The organism is Bacillus sp. FJAT-45350 (assembly GCF_002335805.1).
GTDB lineage: Bacteria > Bacillota > Bacilli > Bacillales > NISU01 > FJAT-45350.
In genome coordinates, this window is record NZ_NISU01000001.1 from 3,159,719 (window position 1) to 3,179,237 (window position 19,519).

Genomic DNA, 19,519 nt, shown 5'->3' on the forward strand with positions numbered 1-19,519 from the left:
ACAATTCCTCTTGTTCAACTCTTGGATAGTTTAAGTGTACAACTTCACAATCTTAAACTTTTCATCAGAAATTTGTAGCACCCGTTAGAGCTGAACAAAAAAATTATATACCTTCCCAACTTTCTTTATTTGAAACATGACGGAATACTAAATAACCAACAACATTAAATAAGACAAACACAAAACTCCACTTTAAATTTAATCTTCTTTCATGATAGGCATTTATCATTGCCCATATAGAAAATAAACTCCAATAAAGGAACCCTGATAAAAACAAACTTAGAACACTTAAAGTATGATAACTATTTCTTTTAGTTATCACATACCAATTATTCTTACCACTACCAGAGGGGAGTAACTCAACAAACATCTGTCTATTGTCTTCAATGCCATATTGGTAATCAGCCTCTTTATTACCAACGTAATCAAATAACTCCTCATTGGTTATATTACTTACATCATAAATAAGAATATCTGAAATATAATTTGTACCATGTACGACTGACGCTATTTCTTTTTTTATATCATCTGATACAATATCATTTTTGTCTAAGATAGAATGTATTTTTGTAGAAGCAAATGACTTATCGGTTAAACTTTGAGCTTCTTTTGATTGTAAGGTAGCAAAAATAATTGGAGCAATTGTGAGAAAAATTAATGCAACATAAAGTAGCCATTTGGCAAATACTTTATGTTTTTTCGATAATTGACCTACAATTGAGCGTATCTCATTTTCATCACCAAACCGTTCAATTGCCATAATTATTGCTTTTTCTTCTTCTACTCCCTCGAATTTCAATTCAAGAACTAGCTCCTGTAAATGAGTTTTCATCTCCATCTTTAATTCTTGGATTTCTTCCTCATTTCCATCAACATTGTGATAAACATAATCAACATATTCATCTATTTTTTTCATTTTTTCCTCCTACCACCAAAAAAGAGTCAATAATTTCTTTAACAAATAACCACTCCAACTGTTTATTCTTAAAACCCTCATGACCTAGTTTGGTTACTTCATAATATTTTCTTCTTCCACCTTGACCTTGCTCATCTCCCCAATAAGAAGAAATCCATTTATTTTTCTCAAGCCTTTTTAAAGATAGGTAGAGCGTACCTTCTTTCAACTCGAATTTTCCCTTGCTTCTTTCTCGAACCAACTTCGCTAATTCGTATCCATACATATCTTCATTTACTAAGATTGAAAGAATTAAGGTATCAATATGACCTTTTAAAACTTCCTTATTAACCTCCACAGTTGTCCTCCATTCAAAAAATTAATACTCTATGTTACAAGGTATTAACTTGTTTAAGTAAATATTCGAAGAAGAATCAAAAAAACTACTCATTAGCATAAACTTTTCCCTTGTTGTGGAAAAAAGTAAAAGCAATTTATTATAAATCCTATACAAAAAAACAACGTCCAGAGATAAAAAAACTCTCTGAACGTTGTTTTATTATTTCACTTATTCACTTAAGCACCCGTTAATTGAATAAGAAAAAGCGTTTCTAATGTGAAACGCAATTAGTCAGAGACTTAATTTAAAATTTCGCCATCTTTACTTTCTACATAAATCTTATACGAATCAATTGAGATAAAATCTAATTCCTCTGAATCTAAAACCTCCTCGACACTCTTTTGAATATCCTTTGCTATTTGTTTCGAGTGTGAGTCCTCGCTATCTAATGAGGTTTGAATTGTAAGTGACTCTTGATAATCAATTAGTATATCTCCAATCCCTTCGTAGTTACTATTTAGTGACTGCATAACATTCATCGTCAAAGTGGCTAACTCTTTATTTACTTCGCTCATATCTAATTCTTCATTTTGTGCTGAAGCAACTGGTTCTTCTGAATTATTAAATAATAAGCCCGAACCTACAATAATACCTACTAAAACTACAAAACCAATACCTACAAGACCTTTTTTCAAAACGAACACCCCCCTAGTTATGAGGCTGCTGAAAAACTTACGTTTTTAAATTAATAATTGTTTTTCAAACAAAAATAGATCACCTTCTGTTCGATTTTGAACAGGAAGTGATCTATTTCTTTCATAGTTAGTTACTTTTCTGCTTTAATCAACGTAAGAATTCGTTTGAGGTTGACTGCGAAAATGGCTGTGGCTCCTTGAATTTCCATGCCAAATAGACCCGCCGATGATGCTTCATCATACCCGTGTCTGTGTTTGAGTTCACTGTTCTTCGCCTCAATTTTATATCTTTCTTTCGCTAACGTTTTAAATTCTTCACTATTTTGAAACGCCTCTTGTTCGCGATGCTCGGTTGATTTGATTGTGACAGAATACGTCTTGCTTTTTGCACCTTCCTTATAACATCCATTACGAAATGGACATACTTTACATTTTTCAATATCAAACATATAAGTGTCTTTTTGATTATTATTAATGCCTTTCTTGCCTGTACGTGCCTTGCGTATAGCTAAATGTCCTGCTTTACATACATACATGCCAGCATCTTTATTGAACACAAATTCATCCTCTTTTTTTCTAGTACCATGTGTAATATTAGGATTTAATTTCGCAACTAATTGTAGTCCATTTTGATTAAAGTATTGAATATTTTCTTTTTCTGAGTACGCTGTATCACCAACGACTGTTTCTAGTTTCATGCCAGTTTCTTTACTTTTTTCGACTAATTCTTGTAGGAATTTCCCATCACTTTTTTCACCAGTAGTGATAATCGCAGCCGTAATAATGCGTTCATCGCTCATCGCAATATGTGTTTTAAAACCAAAAAAAGAAGAATCAGCTGTTTTATGTCCGACACGAGCATCGGGATCACTTGAAAAGCTAAGCTGTTCTGTATAATCTTCCACGACTTCTTTTAATACATTTAACTTTTCCTTCACAGCTGGAATCGCAGCAATTTGTGGTTCCTTTTCAACAATGGTAATGATTTCACTGCAATAATCTACTTCTTCTTTCACTTCGTTAGAAGTAGGTTTTGATGGGAATTTAGTTTTCATCGATTCATTGATTTGATACACGGCTTTTCTTACATTTTTTGATTTCTCTTGTAAAAATTCTTTGGGTGATTTTTGGTTATAACGTGCTTTTGTATGTGTGGCATCGACGATAATTGTTTTACTTTTAATGACTTCTTTTTCCAATGCAATCTCAACTGTCTTCCCAATAAGCATGTCTAATAAACTAGCATCTTGAAGACGAAGTTTACGAAATTTAGTTAACGAGCTTGGATTAATGACAGGATCTTCAGGTACCATATCTAAGAAGTATTTAAACGACATGTCATATTTTGATCGCTCTACTACATCAACATCAGATAAGTCAAAAATTGATTTTAATAATAAATACTTAAACATGCGAACAGGCGAAACGGCATTTCGACCATTATCAAGGCAATATTTATTTTTTAGTTCTTCTAAAATGAATGAAAAGTCAACGAGTTCATTGATTTGACGAAGAATATTGTCTTTTGGGATAACGATATCGTAAATTTCCATAAATGGACTAAGGTTGAGGGATGCTTGATTTGAAATCATTTGAATACCACCTATATATTAATATCCTTATTATAAAGCATAAAGGCAGTGGAAAGTTCTTAACTCGAACTTTCCACTGCCTAAGTTTAAAATTCCGACTTTTTCAGTGCCCTCCTAGTTATAGGTATGTCCTTCTTAATCTCGTTATTCAACATTACTGCTCTTTAGTTTAACATTACCTTCCAATAAGCGGGTATAAAAAAACGAGCTGCATCTCTTACAGCCCGTAATTTTACTAACGCCCCCGTTCGCCACAAGTTCATGTGACTGCTTGTTCAGCTAACGCACCCGTTAGTTTAATAAGAGGTTAGGCTTCATTCTTAAATGTTTTATAATATTCTTGTCCTAAGATTATTAACCCTAAGATAGTTAATAGAATTCCTACAACAAATGGAAAACCTAAAAATAAAGACTGTACAACTTCATTTCCATATTGCTTTGCTCCAAAAATTGCATGCCATAATTTCGACTTACCAGACCATGCTGTTATATTAGTTGCGTAAATAGAACCCGCTAAAATAATTGTTAAAGTAACTAATAAACCACCTAGCATTATAAATCCACCAATTACAATTCTTTTCATTATTTGCCCCCTTATTTTTATTGTCGTCTTACTTTTCTTTGTATCAGCTAATTTCACTAAACTGCCCGTTAGTTTAAGTGTAACTCTTCACAAGCCCTCTCTATATATTAACATAAAATTTCCATTTACCTTCAAAAAAAATGGCTCGCTTAGTTTAGCGAACTATCTTAGATATAATATATCCTTTAAATCAAAAACTTTTTCGGTTAAGTCTAACCGATGAGCAGGAGTTTCCATTGTTCCGTTCGATTTATAAGCGAAACAAAGGTTATAATACATTCGCAGGATTGTGATAGCCATTTGAGCATACCTCGAATTGAAGTTTGAATAAGGATATTCGTTGCCATTCCGCACCAGTTTAGCACAGATCTTAACAACACCGCATAAACTTATGCGGTGTTGTTAACTTGGATGCGTATTGATGTGCTAATTAGTATACTAAACCCGTTAAATCATTGATATAACAATAAAAAAGAGGACACCATTCATATGCGAATGATGTCCTCAATTAGGTTGTTATTTAATGTTTTCTCCTCATCAACCGAATCCGTTAGGCTTATGCCCACTCCTTTTTTAAATTAAAGTCAGTTCCCAACTTTTTTGTTCAATTCCCGACTTTTTTGTCTTTCAACAATACAAAAAAAGACACGATCCAATAAAAATCAGATCGTGTCTTACAGGATAACCTTTTTATCAAATACAATATCTCAGTACCTGACTTTGTTGTTCAGTACCCAACTTTGTTGTTCAGTACCCGACTTTGTTGTCCAGTACCCGACTTTGTTGTCATTCAACAAAAACTAAACTTCTTACCTAACCTCTATTCAACCGTAACACTTTTCGCTAGGTTACGTGGTTTATCAACGTCACATCCACGATGTAATGCTGCATAGTACGAGATTAGCTGTAGAGGGATAACTGAAACAAGCGGTGTGAAGTATTCATGAACCGCTGGAATTACAAGTACATCTCCTTCTTTCTCTAACCCTTCCATACTAATGATACAAGGATTAGCGCCACGTGCAGCTACTTCTTTCACATTTCCACGAATGCTTAAGTTTACATGCTCATGAGTAGCAAGTGCGATAACAGGCGTACCGTCTTCAATTAATGCAATTGTTCCATGCTTTAACTCTCCACCTGCAAAACCTTCTGCTTGAATATAAGAAATCTCTTTTAACTTAAGAGCCCCTTCTAAACAAACATAATAGTCTGCTGAACGGCCAATGAAGAAACAATTGCGTGTAACAGATAAGAAGTCGCGAGAGATTTTTTCAATTACTTCTTTTTGGTCACATAGCGTTTCAATTGCTGTTGCTACGATACTTAGCTCTTTAATTGGCTGGAATGAAATCGGTAATCCTTTTGCCTTTGCTGTATCAACAGCAAGTATCGTAAGCACAGCCATTTGAGCTGTATATGCTTTAGTTGAAGCAACTGCGATTTCTGGCCCTGCATACGTATGAAGGGTAAAATCAGATTCACGTGAAAGAGTTGAACCAGGTACATTCGTAATTGTTAACGATGGATAGCCTTTTTCTTTCACGTTCACAAGCACTCCACGACAATCAGCCGTTTCACCACTTTGTGAAATAAAAATAAAGAGTGGGTTTTCAGATAGTAGTGGCATATTGTATAAGAATTCACTCGCAATATGCACCTCTACTGGCTTTTCTGCAATCTTTTCAATTAATTGCTTTCCAACTAAACCAGCATGATAACTCGTTCCTGCTGCAATCACATAAATACGGTCTGCTGCTGTCATTGCATTACGAATGTCTTCATCTAGTTTAATTGCATCATTTTCATCTTTATATTTTGACATAATGTTACGAATAACAAGTGGCTGCTCATCAATTTCCTTTAACATATAATGTGGGTATGTGCCTTTTTCTATATCACTTGCATCAATTTCAGCAACAAATGAGTCACGTGTCACTTCAACACCAGCTAAGTTTTGGATTTTCACAGAATCTCGAGATACAATTACCATTTCTTGGTCCATAAGCTCAACAAACGTATCTGTAACCTGTAGCATTGCCATTGCGTCACTAGCAATTACATTAACACCGTCACTTAGACCAATTAATAGTGGGCTCTTATTTTTACCTACATATATTTTCTCTGGGTCTTTCTCATCAAGTAGCGCTAGTGCGTATGAGCCTTTTAATAGAGAAAGAGTTTGTCGAAAAGCCTTTTCAACCGTGACACCTTCATCAAGAAAACTCTCAACAAGCTGAACAATAACCTCTGTATCTGTATCACTTTCAAACTTAACATCTGGTAGATAGTCAGTCTTTAATTGCTCATAGTTCTCGATTACACCATTATGAACAATTGTAAAACGATGAGAGCTACTTTGATGTGGATGAGCATTAATCTTATTAGGAACTCCATGTGTTGCCCAACGTGTGTGACCTATTCCTGCCGTCCCTGCCACATTCTCGTCTACAACATTACGTAAATCAGCAATTCTTCCTTTTTCTTTAAAAAGGTGTACTTGTTCTCCGCTCACAACTGCAATCCCAGCTGAGTCATAACCACGATATTCAAGTCGTTCTAATCCACGTAACAAAATTTCTTTTGCATCGTCCGTTCCAATATATCCTACAATTCCGCACATATGTGCTAGCCTCCCTAGATTAGGGGGACAAGGGCTCCTTTGGGGCACTCTTGCCCCCACTCTTTTTAGATTTTAATGACACCATTGACTTTGACTTTGTGCAAAGAGTCACCTCTTTGTTTTTTCAAAGACTTTCGGTTGTGGTATTGCAACCGAGGGGCATCCGCCGAACTTCGATATTCCCCTTCCTCGTCAACTATTTCAACAAATAGTCCAGGCGCTTATAAATAACGTGCTACTGTCGCTCCTCCCTTTTTAAACTCAAAGTTAATCATACTACAATACGACAAAAGGGGTCAATATCCATAAAGAACCAGTTCCTAGTAGACTGTGACAAATTCTTGTAGTTCCACCTGTGAATACACTACTACCATTGAAATCAATCAAAGAATTAGTCTATTGCTTCACTGCTATTGTGCGGAGCTACCCATCATTGAGTAAGCTTTATTACTCAACACTAATGTCACTTAATACGAGGCAGTTTATCTGTTAAGCCTTATAAAATAAAAATATGCATAGAGGGCACCTGTTGTGCCTCTACGCATTAGCTCTTTTTTTATTCTTCTTTAAATCCAAGCTCTTCTTGCACTACGTCAGCAATCGACGTTACAAAGCGCTCACATAATTCTTCTGTCTCTGCTTCCACCATCACTCGTACAAGTGGTTCCGTTCCAGATGGACGTACAAGAACACGTCCGTTGCCATTCATTTCTTTTTCTACTGCCTCAATAGCCTCTACTACTTTATTGTTAGTTTGAACTGCTTCTTTATCTACAACTTTAATATTTACTAGCGTTTGCGGGAATTTCTCCATCTCTCCTGCAAGCTGAGACAATGGTTTTTTCGTAAGCTTCATAATATTAACTAACTGAAGCGCAGAAAGTAAACCGTCTCCTGTCGTAATGTGGTCTAAGAAAATGATATGACCAGATTGCTCACCACCAAGGTTGAAGCCACCTTTTCTCATTTCCTCCATAACATAACGGTCACCTACACCTGTTTGTCTTGTATCAACATCATTTGCCTCTAATGCTTTATAGAAGCCTAAGTTACTCATAACTGTAGTTACGACCGTATTATGCTTTAACCAGCCTTGCTCTTTCATAAACTTCGCACAGATGAACATAATTTGGTCACCATCAACGATGTGTCCATTCTCATCCACTGCAATTAATCTGTCCGCATCACCATCAAAAGCAAGACCTAAGTCCGCTTTCTTATCTAATACTAATTGTGCAAGTGCTTCTGGATGAGTAGAACCTACACCATCATTAATATTGACTCCATTTGGTGACGTACCCATTGTAGAAATATCTGCTTCTAAATCTGCAAATAAATGTGGAGCTAAGGAAGACGCTGCACCATGTGCACAGTCAAGGGCAATATGTAGCCCTGAGAAATCTTCGTGTACAGTCTGTTTTAAAAACTGTAAATATTTTTGTCCACCTTCGAAATAATCATTAACCTGGCCTAAATCAGCCCCTACTGGACGAGGTAATGTATCTTCCTCATCAAGTAATGTTTCTATTTCTTTTTCCTGTACATCAAGTAGCTTAAAGCCATCCGGACCAAAGAACTTAATTCCATTATCCTCTACTGGATTATGAGAAGCAGATATCATAACACCTGCTTGAGCACTTAACGCTTTTGTTAAGAAAGCCACACCTGGTGTTGAAATCACACCTAATCTCATAACTTCTGCTCCAACACTTAGAAGACCAGCAATTAATGCCCCCTCAAGCATTTCACCTGAAATACGTGTATCACGTCCAATGAGGACTTTAGGTTTTTCTGTGTCCTTTGTTAGGACATACCCACCGATACGTCCTAGTTTAAATGCTAGCTCAGGGGTTAACTGTGTATTAGCTATTCCCCTAACTCCATCTGTCCCAAAATACTTACCCATGTAAAAATCTCTCCTTCAATGAACATTGTTTATCCATGTTAATTTCAACTCTATTCGTTACTTTGTTCTTTTATTATGACAGTTGCTTTTTGTGATGAGGACTCAAACGATAAGTTCTGTGGTCCGATTACTTGAATCTCAATCTCATGCTCTCCAAGTGCTAGCTCGTTTACATCTATAAACGCTTGAATATTCTCTGGATTTACTTTTTCTAATAATGCAGTAGTACCTTTCAACGTAACATTTACTAGCTGATTAACTGGACTTTCAAAGATAAGCTCTAGCCCTTCTGATAAGCCATTAATATCAACAGGTACTTCTTCTATTAGAAGAGTTTCTTCCTTATTAAGCTCGACTGTTACATTGATTACCTGTGGGTCAACCCTTTCAACTCCCCTCGGTCTTGGGACAGCAAGCTGAAGTGTCTGACTTTCTGTAATCGTGCTTAAATCTATTTCAAGTCCCTCAATAATTGATATCTGTCCAATAACATCTCTTGGACCAAAAATTGTTACTTCTTTTGGCTCTAAAATCACCGATTCTACACTTAAGCCTTCTGGAGGTTCACCCTGCTTACTAACCTTGACTGGTACCTCTTTATAAGGACTCGTAATTGGAACACGTACATCGACTATCGCTGGTTCAATATCTAGATGAAGTTCGTTCCCCACTTGGTCATAAACCTTAACGGGAACCCCTTTTTCGATTGTCCTATCTGCACCTTGTACATCTACATATGCTTTTGCAATCGCTACTTGTTCGATAATTTCCTCGGCTGCTGTTATTTCTATAGTAACAGGAGTAACAATAGGCGTTCCTACTGTATATCCTTCAGCAACTTCATCACTGTTCACTAAATCAACGGTTACCGGTAGAGTCATTGTTTTCTTTTCTTGTAAAACGACTCTTACAAATTGAGGAACGACGGATACTGATAGTTCACGAGGGAAGCCTTTAGTATGAATGCTTACATGATGAACACCAGGACCCTTATCCTGTAAATCAACAAATACCTCATAATTTGGTCGCGCCACCTGGAACTGAATTAGTGCCCCCTGAGGGCCTGTTAAATTCACTTGAACCGACTCAGTCATCTCAGTGACAACATATTGGTCCTCATCAAAGTGAGCGACTAATGGAACATCTGTTAACGTATGTGAGCCTTTACTAACTCCCGGAAGTACACTTGGTTGATTTGTGAAATTATCAGCGTTTACCATCAAAAATAACATGAGGGCAATAAAAAACGAGATTAGCTTTACAAACCATGGACTAGTAAATAGCTTATCCATCCTTCTTCCCTCCCCACTGCCAACGTGCTGAAGAGGTTTGTACTTGAGTTATTAACTCTCTTTTCAACAATTCATGTAACTTCTCTTCATCTAAATCACGATGAAGCTCTCCATTTTTCGTAAGAGAGATATTTCCTGTTTCTTCTGATACAACTAGAGTAATACAATCAGTCACTTCACTAATTCCAAGTGCTGCACGGTGTCTCGTCCCTAACTCCTTTGATATAAAAGGATTCTCTGATAGCGGTAAGTAACAAGCTGCAGCCATTATCTTATTTTCTTTTATAATAACAGCACCATCATGTAATGGTGTATTTGGTATAAAGACATTGATAAGTAACTCTGATGTTAAATCTGAGTTCATTGAAATCCCTGTCTCTACGTAGTCATTCATTCCCGTTTCCCGTTCAATCGAGAGTAACGCACCGATACGACGCTTGGCCATATAGTTAGCAGCCTTTACAATCGCTTCAATTGATTTCGACGTTTCCTCTTCTTGTGGAATAGTAGAGCGAGAAAATAGGCGACCTCTCCCTAACTGTTCCAACGCCCTTCTCAGCTCCGGCTGAAAGATGATGATAATGGCAAGTAACCCGTAAGTTACGGTTTGATACATTAACCATTCAAGAGTACGCAAACCAAAAAAGCTACTTAAAAACCATATCCCAAGGATAACGGTAATTCCTTTTAATAACTGAACAGCTCTTGTGCCTCGTATAATCATTATTAATTTGTATATTACGTAGGTAACAAGTAATATATCTACTATCTGCCCCAAGTAATTGAGCAGTTGAAAATCTTCTCCCAAAAACATGGCACTTCCTCCAAACCTTTAGCATCAGGAACTACTTTTTTATATTTATAGCTTTATCATTATACCATATTTTAAAACCTATCGTATGCATCATACAGTCCGTCAATGAATACTAGAGCCTCTCTTTTTCCCACTGATGTACGAAACTTACTTACTAGTCTATATTCTCTTTTTCGTTACCTACCACGGTCGTTACATCAGAGAAGAAGCTCTTAATGTGATACCAAATCCATTCTAATACTTGGGTCACCTCATCTATTTCTCCAGATACAGAACCGGCAGAAGCTAGATACTTCTCGCTATTTACGAGAAGCACATTCCCACGAACTTCTCCATTTAACTCTAATGTTCCATTACGAACAACCAAATTTCCTTCAATTACTTCCCCTTCTGGAACAATGACTTTGCCACTCTCATGGTCAATTTGAATGTTTCCGTTTCCTGTCACACTTAGTTCCTCTGAGCTATTCCAAACAGAAATAATACTACTAGACATGAGTATTAGAAAAATAGAAGCAGCTACGGCAAGAGGATGGTTTCTCATCCATTGCTTCCAGGCCACTCTCTTCTTACGCTTTGGTAGTTGTTGCAAGACATTATTTGTAAAGTTAGCCGATGTCTCTATATGAGAGGCACTTTGAACAAAAGCTATTGCTTTTCTCGTTTCCTCATAATGTTTCTTACATGAAACATTTGTCTCTATATAATGTAAAAACTCAGCTTTTTCTTCATTAGTTGTTTCCCCATCTAAATACCGATGCATAAGCTCAATAAAACGTTTATTGTATTCCATGTTCATCACCCTTTCACCTTAGACATTGCCCATTCGCTTACGCAAGGTTTCCCGACCGCGATGAATTCTTGTCTTAACTGTCGATACTGGCAGATCTAAAATCTCGCTGATTTCTTTTAAAGACAAGTCTTCAATGTACTTTAGTATAATCGCAGAGCGATATTTAGGCGGTAAATGGTTGATTTCATCTTGTATCCACTCTTGCATCTCTACCTTAACCACTTGATCATCTGGAAGCTCTTCAGTAGATGCAATTTGTGATTGAACTGTCATCCCCTCTGTACCTTTAATCGGGTCCTCTAAATGAAAGTCTGGCTTCCTCTTTCTAAGACGATCAATTGCTAAGTTCGTTGCTATTCGAAAGAGCCAAGTAGAAAACTTTCTATTAGTATCATATCTATCAATATTTGTATATGCTCGTAAAAAAGCTTCTTGAGCTACATCTTGTGCTTCGTGCATATTCCCAAGCATTCGATAAGATAGTTGATACACTTTGTCCTTATACATCTCAACTAACTCACCAAAAGCTTCCGTATCGCCACTCTTCACTTCTTTAATTAATCTCTTAATTAGTTTCTCCATCTCGTTACCTCCGCTTATTTTGCGGTATTATTACTTCTACGTATAAAACCGTATTTGGTTTCTTTTTATTTACAATTTTATATTTATATTAACACGAATAATATACGAGAAGTTAACAAACTTAGTAGTAGGTGAAACTATATGTAAATACGAAATAATCTTTTAAGAGGTCAGTGACGAACACCAACAAATTGTGTTCAGTTGCAAACAACCATAAGTCCACAAAAAAACCTTAGATACAGTATCTAAGGTAAAAGTGTCTAATATATGGTGGAGCCTAGCGGGATCGAACCGCTGACCTCCTGCGTGCAAGGCAGGCGCTCTCCCAGCTGAGCTAAGGCCCCAACTTAAATTGGAGCGGGTGATGAGAATCGAACTCACGACATCAGCTTGGAAGGCTGAGGTTTTACCACTAAACTACACCCGCTAATAAAATAATTGTAACATATAAATCTATAAAATAAAAGCCTATTCCATTAAAATTAACTTATGGAGCGGAAGACGAGATTCGAACTCGCGACCCCCACCTTGGCAAGGTGGTGTTCTACCACTGAACTACTTCCGCAAAGATAAAATGGTGAGCCATGAAGGATTCGAACCTTCGACCCTCTGATTAAAAGTCAGATGCTCTACCAACTGAGCTAATGGCTCTTGCTGTTATATACTAAGTAATTCTTGTTGTAAACGGACGATGTTTGGCTTCATTGCCTTACCTAATCTCTTTCTCTTCTAGAAATGCTTCGAGGTGCATCCGTCGAGACAACTCGTAGTTGTTTCTGAGAAGTATGGCTCGTAACTCAGCTAATGCCTCTTGCTGTTATATAGTAAGTAAATGGCTGGGCTAGCTGGATTCGAACCAGCGCATGACGGAGTCAAAGTCCGTTGCCTTACCGCTTGGCTATAGCCCACTATGATATAAATCAAATGGTGGAGGGGGACGGATTCGAACCGCCGAACCCTAAGGAGCGGATTTACAGTCCGCCGCGTTTAGCCACTTCGCTACCCCTCCAGGTCTACTATGTATAGCTATAAGTAGCGAAATACTATCTGTAAACACAGCATAAAAAATGGTGCCGGCAAGAGGACTTGAACCCCCAACCTACTGATTACAAGTCAGTTGCTCTACCAGTTGAGCTACACCGGCGTATTATGGTGGAGGATGACGGGATCGAACCGCCGACCCCCTGCTTGTAAGGCAGGTGCTCTCCCAGCTGAGCTAATCCTCCATATGGTGACCCGTACGGGATTCGAACCCGTGTTACCGCCGTGAAAGGGCGGTGTCTTAACCGCTTGACCAACGGGCCAGTGTCAATAATGTCTCTCTGACAAAAAATATTATACTAAAAAATAAATTTGTGTGCAACTCTTTTTTTCTATAGTTTATTTTGAAATTCAATACTAAATCTCAAAATAAAAAACCCTCATTTATAAGAGAGAAATTAATTTGTCTTACCTGCAATTCTGGAGCTTCCAAGCGGACTCGAACCGCTGACCCCTTCCTTACCATGGAAGTGCTCTACCTACTGAGCTATGGAAGCATGGCTCCACAGGTAGGACTCGAACCTACGACCGATCGGTTAACAGCCGATTGCTCTACCACTGAGCTACTGTGGAATAAGAAAGAGTAACTTAAAGGAAGTTTATAATATTGTAAATAAAAAAACCTAGCAACGTCCTACTCTCGCAGGGGGAAGCCCCCAACTACCATCGGCGCTGAAGAGCTTAACTTCCGTGTTCGGCATGGGAACGGGTGTGGCCTCTTCGCCATCATCACTAAGTCAACCACTCTGTGATACTTCCTCGCAAGACTTGCGACGAGTAACCGCAGGAGCAGATTTCTTCGCTGAAATTGCTTTCAGCTGAGAGTTGTTCTCTCAAAACTAGATAGTGTTATATATGCAGGTCGTCGAATTCATTTCAACCTTAGAAAATTGGATAAGCCCTCGACCGATTAGTATCTCTCAGCTCCACATGTCACCATGCTTCCACCCGAGACCTATCAACCTCATCATCTCTAAGGGGTCTTACTTACTTAACGTAATGGGAAATCTCATCTTGAGGGGGGCTTCATGCTTAGATGCTTTCAGCACTTATCCCGTCCACACGTAGCTACCCAGCTATGCTCCTGGCGGAACAACTGGTACACCAGCGGTGTGTCCATCCCGGTCCTCTCGTACTAAGGACAGCTCCTCTCAAATTTCCTACGCCCGCGACGGATAGGGACCGAACTGTCTCACGACGTTCTGAACCCAGCTCGCGTACCGCTTTAATGGGCGAACAGCCCAACCCTTGGGACCTACTTCAGCCCCAGGATGCGATGAGCCGACATCGAGGTGCCAAACCTCCCCGTCGATGTGGACTCTTGGGGGAGATAAGCCTGTTATCCCCAGGGTAGCTTTTATCCGTTGAGCGATGGCCCTTCCATGCGGAACCACCGGATCACTAAGCCCGACTTTCGTCCCTGCTCGACTTGTAGGTCTCGCAGTCAAGCTCCCTTATGCCTTTGCACTCTACGAATGATTTCCAACCATTCTGAGGGAACCTTTGGGCGCCTCCGTTACTGTTTAGGAGGCGACCGCCCCAGTCAAACTGCCCACCTGACACTGTCCCCGAACCGGATCACGGTCCTAGGTTAGAATTTCAATACAGTCAGGGTAGTATCCCACCGACGCCTCCACCGAAGCTTGCGCTCCGGTTTCCAAGGCTCCTACCTATCCTGTACAAACTGTACCAAAATCCAATATCAAGCTACAGTAAAGCTCCATGGGGTCTTTCCGTCCTGTCGCGGGTAACCTGCATCTTCACAGGTAATATAATTTCACCGGGTCTCTCGTTGAGACAGTATCCAAGTCGTTACACCATTCGTGCGGGTCGGAACTTACCCGACAAGGAATTTCGCTACCTTAGGACCGTTATAGTTACGGCCGCCGTTTACTGGGGCTTCAATTCAAAGCTTCTCCCGAAGGATAACCTCTCCTCTTAACCTTCCAGCACCGGGCAGGTGTCAGCCCCTATACTTCGCCTTGCGGCTTCGCAGAGACCTGTGTTTTTGCTAAACAGTCGCTTGGATCTTTTCACTGCGGCTCTCTCGGGCTTGCACCCTAACAGAGCACCCCTTCTCCCGAAGTTACGGGGTCATTTTGCCGAGTTCCTTAACGAGAGTTCTCCCGAGCGTCTTAGAATTCTCTTCTCGCCTACCTGTGTCGGTTTGCGGTACGGGCACCTCTCACCTCGCTAGAGGCTTTTCTTGGCAGTGGAGGATCAGGAACTTCGCTACTATTATTTCGCTCGCCATCACAGCTCAGCCTTTACGATAAGCGGATTTTCCTACTTACCAGCCTAACTGCTTGGACGCACATATCCATCAGTGCGCTTACCCTACCTTACTGCGTCCCCCCATTACTCAAACGGTGAGGAGGTGGTACAGGAATATCAACCTGTTGTCCATCGCCTACGCCTTTCGGCCTCGGCTTAGGTCCCGACTTACCCTGAGCGGACGAGCCTTCCTCAGGAAACCTTGGGCTTTCGACGGAGGGGATTCTCACCCCTCTTTTCGCTACTCATACCGGCATTCTCACTTCTAAGCGCTCCACCAGTCCTCTCGGTCTGACTTCGCAGCACTTAGAACGCTCCCCTACCACTGACACCTAAGGTGTCAATCCATAGCTTCGGTGATACGTTTAGCCCCGGTACATTTTCGGCGCAGAGTCACTCGACCAGTGAGCTATTACGCACTCTTTAAATGGTGGCTGCTTCTAAGCCAACATCCTGGTTGTCTGTGCAACTCCACATCCTTTTCCACTTAACGTATACTTTGGGACCTTAGCTGATGGTCTGGGCTGTTTCCCTCTTGACTACGGATCTTAGCACTCGCAGTCTGACTCCCGAGGATAAGTATTTGGCATTCGGAGTTTGACTGAATTCGGTAATCCTGTGGGGACCCCTAGTCCAATCAGTGCTCTACCTCCAATACTCTCACCTCGAGGCTAGCCCTAAAGCTATTTCGGGGAGAACCAGCTATCTCCGAGTTCGATTGGCATTTCACCCCTACCCACACCTCATCCCCGCATTTTTCAACATGCGTGGGTTCGGGCCTCCATTCAGTGTTACCTGAACTTCACCCTGGACATGGGTAGATCACACGGTTTCGGGTCTACGACGGCGTACTGTAATCGCCCTATTCAGACTCGCTTTCGCTACGGCTCCGCATTATCTGCTTAACCTTGCACGACATCGTAACTCGCCGGTTCATTCTACAAAAGGCACGCCATCACCCGTAAATGGGCTCTGACTACTTGTAGGCACACGGTTTCAGGATCTGTTTCACTCCCCTCCCGGGGTGCTTTTCACCTTTCCCTCACGGTACTGGTTCACTATCGGTCACTAGGGAGTATTTAGCCTTGGGAGATGGTCCTCCCAGATTCCGACGGGGTTTCACGTGTCCCGCCGTACTCAGGATCCACTCTGGAGGAAACGAAGTTTCGACTACAGGGCTGTTACCTTGTTTCGCGGACCTTTCCAGGTCGCTTCATCTACTTCGTTTCTTTCTTACTCCGTATAGAGTGTCCTACAACCCCAAGAGGCAAGCCTCTTGGTTTGGGCTATATTCCGTTTCGCTCGCCGCTACTCAGGAAATCGCATTTGCTTTCTCTTCCTCTGGGTACTTAGATGTTTCAGTTCCCCAGGTCTACCTCCACATACCCTATGTATTCAGGTATGGGTACCATCCCATTACGGATGGTGGGTTCCCCCATTCGGAAATCTCCGGATCAAAGCTTACTTACAGCTCCCCGAAGCATATCGGTGTTCGTCCCGTCCTTCATCGGCTCCTAGTGCCAAGGCATCCACCGTGCGCCCTTTCTAGCTTAACCATGACAAAACATAATTGCTAATTGCAAATTACGAATTGCTAATTAAAACCTTAAAGGTTCGTCAGCGTGTAATCGCTAAGGCGATTACACTTAAATGAATTCTTGACTTCTCAAGTAAAACTCAATCGATAAACGATCAAATTATACTAGTTGCATATATAAATCACTATCTAGTTTTCAAAGAACAAGGCTACTACATTGAGTAGCTTCTTTGCTGCCTTGCGACGAGTAATCGCAGGAGCAAATGTATTTGTTGAGAGATTTATTCTCTCAAAACTGAACGACAAAAGTCCGAAGCGTCGAACAACACATAATGTGAAGTCCGTCGACTAGAGTTAAATACTCCATAGAAAGGAGGTGATCCAGCCGCACCTTCCGATACGGCTACCTTGTTACGACTTCACCCCAATCATCTGTCCCACCTTAGGCGGCTGGCTCCAAAAGGTTACCCCACCGACTTCGGGTGTTACAAACTCTCGTGGTGTGACGGGCGGTGTGTACAAGGCCCGGGAACGTATTCACCGCGGCATGCTGATCCGCGATTACTAGCGATTCCGGCTTCATGTAGGCGAGTTGCAGCCTACAATCCGAACTGAGAATGGCTTTATGGGATTGGCTCAACCTCGCGGTTTCGCTGCCCTTTGTACCATCCATTGTAGCACGTGTGTAGCCCAGGTCATAAGGGGCATGATGATTTGACGTCATCCCCACCTTCCTCCGGTTTGTCACCGGCAGTCACCTTAGAGTGCCCAACTGAATGCTGGCAACTAAGATCAAGGGTTGCGCTCGTTGCGGGACTTAACCCAACATCTCACGACACGAGCTGACGACAACCATGCACCACCTGTCACTTTGTCCCCCGAAGGGGAAAGCCCTATCTCTAGGGTGGTCAAAGGATGTCAAGACCTGGTAAGGTTCTTCGCGTTGCTTCGAATTAAACCACATGCTCCACCGCTTGTGCGGGCCCCCGTCAATTCCTTTGAGTTTCAGCCTTGCGGCCGTACTCCCCAGGCGGAGTGCTTAATGTGTTAACTTCGGCACTAAGGGCATCGAAACCCCTAACACCTAGCACTCATCGTTTACGGCGTGGACTACCAGGGTATCTAATCCTGTTTGCTCCCCACGCTTTCGCGCCTCAGCGTCAGTTACAGACCAGAGAGTCGCCTTCGCCACTGGTGTTCCTCCACATATCTACGCATTTCACCGCTACACGTGGAATTCCACTCTCCTCTTCTGTACTCAAGTCTCCCAGTTTCCAATGACCCTCCACGGTTGAGCCGTGGGCTTTCACATCAGACTTAAAAGACCGCCTGCGCGCGCTTTACGCCCAATAATTCCGGACAACGCTTGCCACCTACGTATTACCGCGGCTGCTGGCACGTAGTTAGCCGTGGCTTTCTGGTTAGGTACCGTCAAGGTGCCGCCCTATTTGAACGGCACTTGTTCTTCCCTAACAACAGAGCTTTACGACCCGAAGGCCTTCATCGCTCACGCGGCGTTGCTCCGTCAGACTTTCGTCCATTGCGGAAGATTCCCTACTGCTGCCTCCCGTAGGAGTCTGGGCCGTGTCTCAGTCCCAGTGTGGCCGATCACCCTCTCAGGTCGGCTACGCATCGTCGCCTTGGTAAGCCACTACCTTACCAACTAGCTAATGCGCCGCAGGCCCATCTTGTAGTGTTAGCCGAGGCCAACTTTAAGATAACACGCATGCGCGAATTATCTAACATCCGGTATTAGCTCCGGTTTCCCGAAGTTATCCCAGTCTACAAGGCAGGTTGCCTACGTGTTACTCACCCGTCCGCCGCTAACGTCCGGGAGCAAGCTCCCTTCAGTCCGCTCGACTTGCATGTATTAGGCACGCCGCCAGCGTTCGTCCTGAGCCAGGATCAAACTCTCCGTAGAAAGTGTGATATAAGCTCACTGTCACAAACGTGACGTTTCGATTTTAAAAAATCGAGAAAATTAACGAGATGTGTTTACATCTCTTTTACGCTTGGCTTTTGTCTTGTTCAGTTTTCAAAGAACAAATTAGTTAAGTGCACTGTCAATCAGCGACTTTTCATATAATACACTGCAACAACTTAATCGTCAACAAAAATCTTAAAATAATTTTGTGACGTTTTTTGTTGTTTTTTGCGGTACTAAACTAATATATCAGCTGTGTTTCTCTATGTCAACTATTTTAAAAAATTAATTCCACTTCTTTTTATCAGCAGTTCTAATATATTTTGTGCATTCTTTAGGTGAAGCAAATCGACGATAGATACCAAATATAATTTGATATTTTTCTTCCATAGCCTTTTTAACTACATCGTCAATTCTTGGGTCAGTTAAATCTAAAAGTAATTCTTCCATTTCTTTTTTTAAAATATACTCAATTTCTTGAATTTCTTTATGATTTAGTAACATTCCAATCATTCAGCCAAAGCACCCACCTGTCTACAATGTCTTATTTGAAATTATTCTTTGAGTTAGAAAATCTCTTTGAAACAATCCTCATTACCAAATTATTTTCTAATTTCCTAAATTTTAT

Annotated in this window: 12 protein-coding genes, 11 tRNA genes and 3 rRNA genes; all 26 read right to left on the bottom strand. The window is 40.8% G+C overall.

What is annotated here, in order from left to right:
* Positions 1 to 103: 103 nt before the first annotated feature.
* Positions 104 to 916 (bottom strand): permease prefix domain 1-containing protein, encoded by an 813-nt coding sequence (locus CD003_RS15975; RefSeq protein WP_096202060.1) that lies wholly within the window; start codon positions 914 to 916, stop codon positions 104 to 106.
* Positions 900 to 1,253, bottom strand: coding sequence for a PadR family transcriptional regulator (locus CD003_RS15980; RefSeq protein WP_096202061.1), 354 nt, complete (start codon positions 1,251 to 1,253; stop codon positions 900 to 902). Before CD003_RS15980 ends, CD003_RS15975 begins: the two co-directional genes overlap by 17 nt.
* A gap of 281 nt (positions 1,254 to 1,534) precedes the next feature.
* On the bottom strand, positions 1,535 to 1,930 hold the full coding sequence (locus CD003_RS15985; protein WP_096202062.1) for a DUF4030 domain-containing protein: 396 nt from the start codon (positions 1,928 to 1,930) through the stop codon (positions 1,535 to 1,537).
* Between the two features lie 131 nt (positions 1,931 to 2,061).
* Positions 2,062 to 3,522, bottom strand: a complete 1,461-nt coding sequence (locus CD003_RS15990; RefSeq protein ID WP_096202063.1) for an IS1182 family transposase — start codon at positions 3,520 to 3,522, stop codon at positions 2,062 to 2,064.
* Between the two features lie 307 nt (positions 3,523 to 3,829).
* Complete coding sequence (locus CD003_RS15995) at positions 3,830 to 4,105, bottom strand: hypothetical protein (protein ID WP_071310846.1); 276 nt, start codon at positions 4,103 to 4,105, stop codon at positions 3,830 to 3,832.
* Positions 4,106 to 4,925: 820 nt separating this feature from the next.
* Positions 4,926 to 6,728, bottom strand: coding sequence for a glutamine--fructose-6-phosphate transaminase (isomerizing) (glmS, locus tag CD003_RS16000; RefSeq protein WP_096202064.1), 1,803 nt, complete (start codon positions 6,726 to 6,728; stop codon positions 4,926 to 4,928).
* A gap of 556 nt (positions 6,729 to 7,284) precedes the next feature.
* On the bottom strand, positions 7,285 to 8,634 hold the full coding sequence (gene glmM / locus CD003_RS16005) for a phosphoglucosamine mutase (RefSeq protein ID WP_096202065.1): 1,350 nt from the start codon (positions 8,632 to 8,634) through the stop codon (positions 7,285 to 7,287).
* 50 nt (positions 8,635 to 8,684) lie between these two features.
* Positions 8,685 to 9,926: a CdaR family protein gene (locus tag CD003_RS16010; RefSeq protein ID WP_096202066.1), complete on the bottom strand. Its 1,242-nt coding sequence runs from the start codon at positions 9,924 to 9,926 to the stop codon at positions 8,685 to 8,687.
* Positions 9,919 to 10,740, bottom strand: a complete 822-nt coding sequence (cdaA, locus tag CD003_RS16015; RefSeq protein ID WP_096202067.1) for a diadenylate cyclase CdaA — start codon at positions 10,738 to 10,740, stop codon at positions 9,919 to 9,921. The genes CD003_RS16010 and cdaA overlap by 8 nt, the downstream gene beginning before the upstream one ends.
* A gap of 154 nt (positions 10,741 to 10,894) precedes the next feature.
* Positions 10,895 to 11,533: an anti-sigma factor family protein gene (locus tag CD003_RS16020; protein ID WP_096202373.1), complete on the bottom strand. Its 639-nt coding sequence runs from the start codon at positions 11,531 to 11,533 to the stop codon at positions 10,895 to 10,897.
* Between the two features lie 18 nt (positions 11,534 to 11,551).
* Positions 11,552 to 12,115 (bottom strand): RNA polymerase sigma factor SigW, encoded by a 564-nt coding sequence (gene sigW, locus CD003_RS16025; RefSeq protein ID WP_096202068.1) that lies wholly within the window; start codon positions 12,113 to 12,115, stop codon positions 11,552 to 11,554.
* Between the two features lie 268 nt (positions 12,116 to 12,383).
* Positions 12,384 to 12,459 (bottom strand) — tRNA-Ala (locus CD003_RS16030).
* Positions 12,460 to 12,468: 9 nt separating this feature from the next.
* Positions 12,469 to 12,542, bottom strand: a tRNA-Gly gene (locus CD003_RS16035).
* Positions 12,543 to 12,605: 63 nt separating this feature from the next.
* Positions 12,606 to 12,680 (bottom strand) — tRNA-Gly (locus CD003_RS16040).
* A 10-nt stretch (positions 12,681 to 12,690) separates the two neighbouring features.
* A tRNA-Lys gene (locus tag CD003_RS16045) sits at positions 12,691 to 12,766 on the bottom strand.
* Positions 12,767 to 12,948: 182 nt separating this feature from the next.
* Positions 12,949 to 13,023, bottom strand: a tRNA-Gln gene (locus CD003_RS16050).
* Between the two features lie 17 nt (positions 13,024 to 13,040).
* Positions 13,041 to 13,124: transfer RNA gene (locus tag CD003_RS16055), tRNA-Tyr, on the bottom strand.
* 59 nt (positions 13,125 to 13,183) lie between these two features.
* Positions 13,184 to 13,259: transfer RNA gene (locus CD003_RS16060), tRNA-Thr, on the bottom strand.
* A 6-nt stretch (positions 13,260 to 13,265) separates the two neighbouring features.
* A tRNA-Val gene (locus tag CD003_RS16065) sits at positions 13,266 to 13,341 on the bottom strand.
* Positions 13,342 to 13,344: 3 nt separating this feature from the next.
* A tRNA-Glu gene (locus CD003_RS16070) sits at positions 13,345 to 13,419 on the bottom strand.
* Between the two features lie 158 nt (positions 13,420 to 13,577).
* A tRNA-Thr gene (locus CD003_RS16075) sits at positions 13,578 to 13,653 on the bottom strand.
* A 1-nt stretch (position 13,654) separates the two neighbouring features.
* Positions 13,655 to 13,729: transfer RNA gene (locus tag CD003_RS16080), tRNA-Asn, on the bottom strand.
* A gap of 48 nt (positions 13,730 to 13,777) precedes the next feature.
* Positions 13,778 to 13,893 (bottom strand): 5S ribosomal RNA (rrf, locus tag CD003_RS16085).
* A 153-nt stretch (positions 13,894 to 14,046) separates the two neighbouring features.
* A 23S ribosomal RNA gene (locus tag CD003_RS16090) occupies positions 14,047 to 16,986 on the bottom strand.
* Positions 16,987 to 17,336: 350 nt separating this feature from the next.
* Positions 17,337 to 18,888 (bottom strand): 16S ribosomal RNA (locus CD003_RS16095).
* Together the 16S, 23S and 5S rRNA genes with 11 tRNA genes alongside form the textbook arrangement of a ribosomal RNA operon.
* A gap of 288 nt (positions 18,889 to 19,176) precedes the next feature.
* Positions 19,177 to 19,404 carry a hypothetical protein gene (locus CD003_RS16100; protein ID WP_096202069.1) on the bottom strand — a complete coding sequence of 76 codons (228 nt, stop codon included), beginning with the start codon at positions 19,402 to 19,404 and terminating at the stop codon, positions 19,177 to 19,179.
* Positions 19,405 to 19,519: the final 115 nt, after the last annotated feature.

What these genes read in the sequence shown, in the direction of transcription:
- CD003_RS15975 (WP_096202060.1), bottom strand. Translation starts at nt 916, where the DNA reads ATGAAAAAAATAGATGAATATGTTGATTATGTTTATCACAATGTTGAT.
- CD003_RS15990 (WP_096202063.1), bottom strand. Translation starts at nt 3,522, where the DNA reads ATGATTTCAAATCAAGCATCCCTCAACCTTAGTCCATTTATGGAAATT.
- CD003_RS15995 (WP_071310846.1), bottom strand. Translation starts at nt 4,105, where the DNA reads ATGAAAAGAATTGTAATTGGTGGATTTATAATGCTAGGTGGTTTATTA.
- glmS (WP_096202064.1), bottom strand. Translation starts at nt 6,728, where the DNA reads ATGTGCGGAATTGTAGGATATATTGGAACGGACGATGCAAAAGAAATT.
- glmM (WP_096202065.1), bottom strand. Translation starts at nt 8,634, where the DNA reads ATGGGTAAGTATTTTGGGACAGATGGAGTTAGGGGAATAGCTAATACA.
- CD003_RS16010 (WP_096202066.1), bottom strand. Translation starts at nt 9,926, where the DNA reads ATGGATAAGCTATTTACTAGTCCATGGTTTGTAAAGCTAATCTCGTTT.
- cdaA (WP_096202067.1), bottom strand. Translation starts at nt 10,740, where the DNA reads ATGTTTTTGGGAGAAGATTTTCAACTGCTCAATTACTTGGGGCAGATA.
- CD003_RS16020 (WP_096202373.1), bottom strand. Translation starts at nt 11,533, where the DNA reads ATGGAATACAATAAACGTTTTATTGAGCTTATGCATCGGTATTTAGAT.
- sigW (WP_096202068.1), bottom strand. Translation starts at nt 12,115, where the DNA reads ATGGAGAAACTAATTAAGAGATTAATTAAAGAAGTGAAGAGTGGCGAT.
- CD003_RS16100 (WP_096202069.1), bottom strand. Translation starts at nt 19,404, where the DNA reads ATGATTGGAATGTTACTAAATCATAAAGAAATTCAAGAAATTGAGTAT.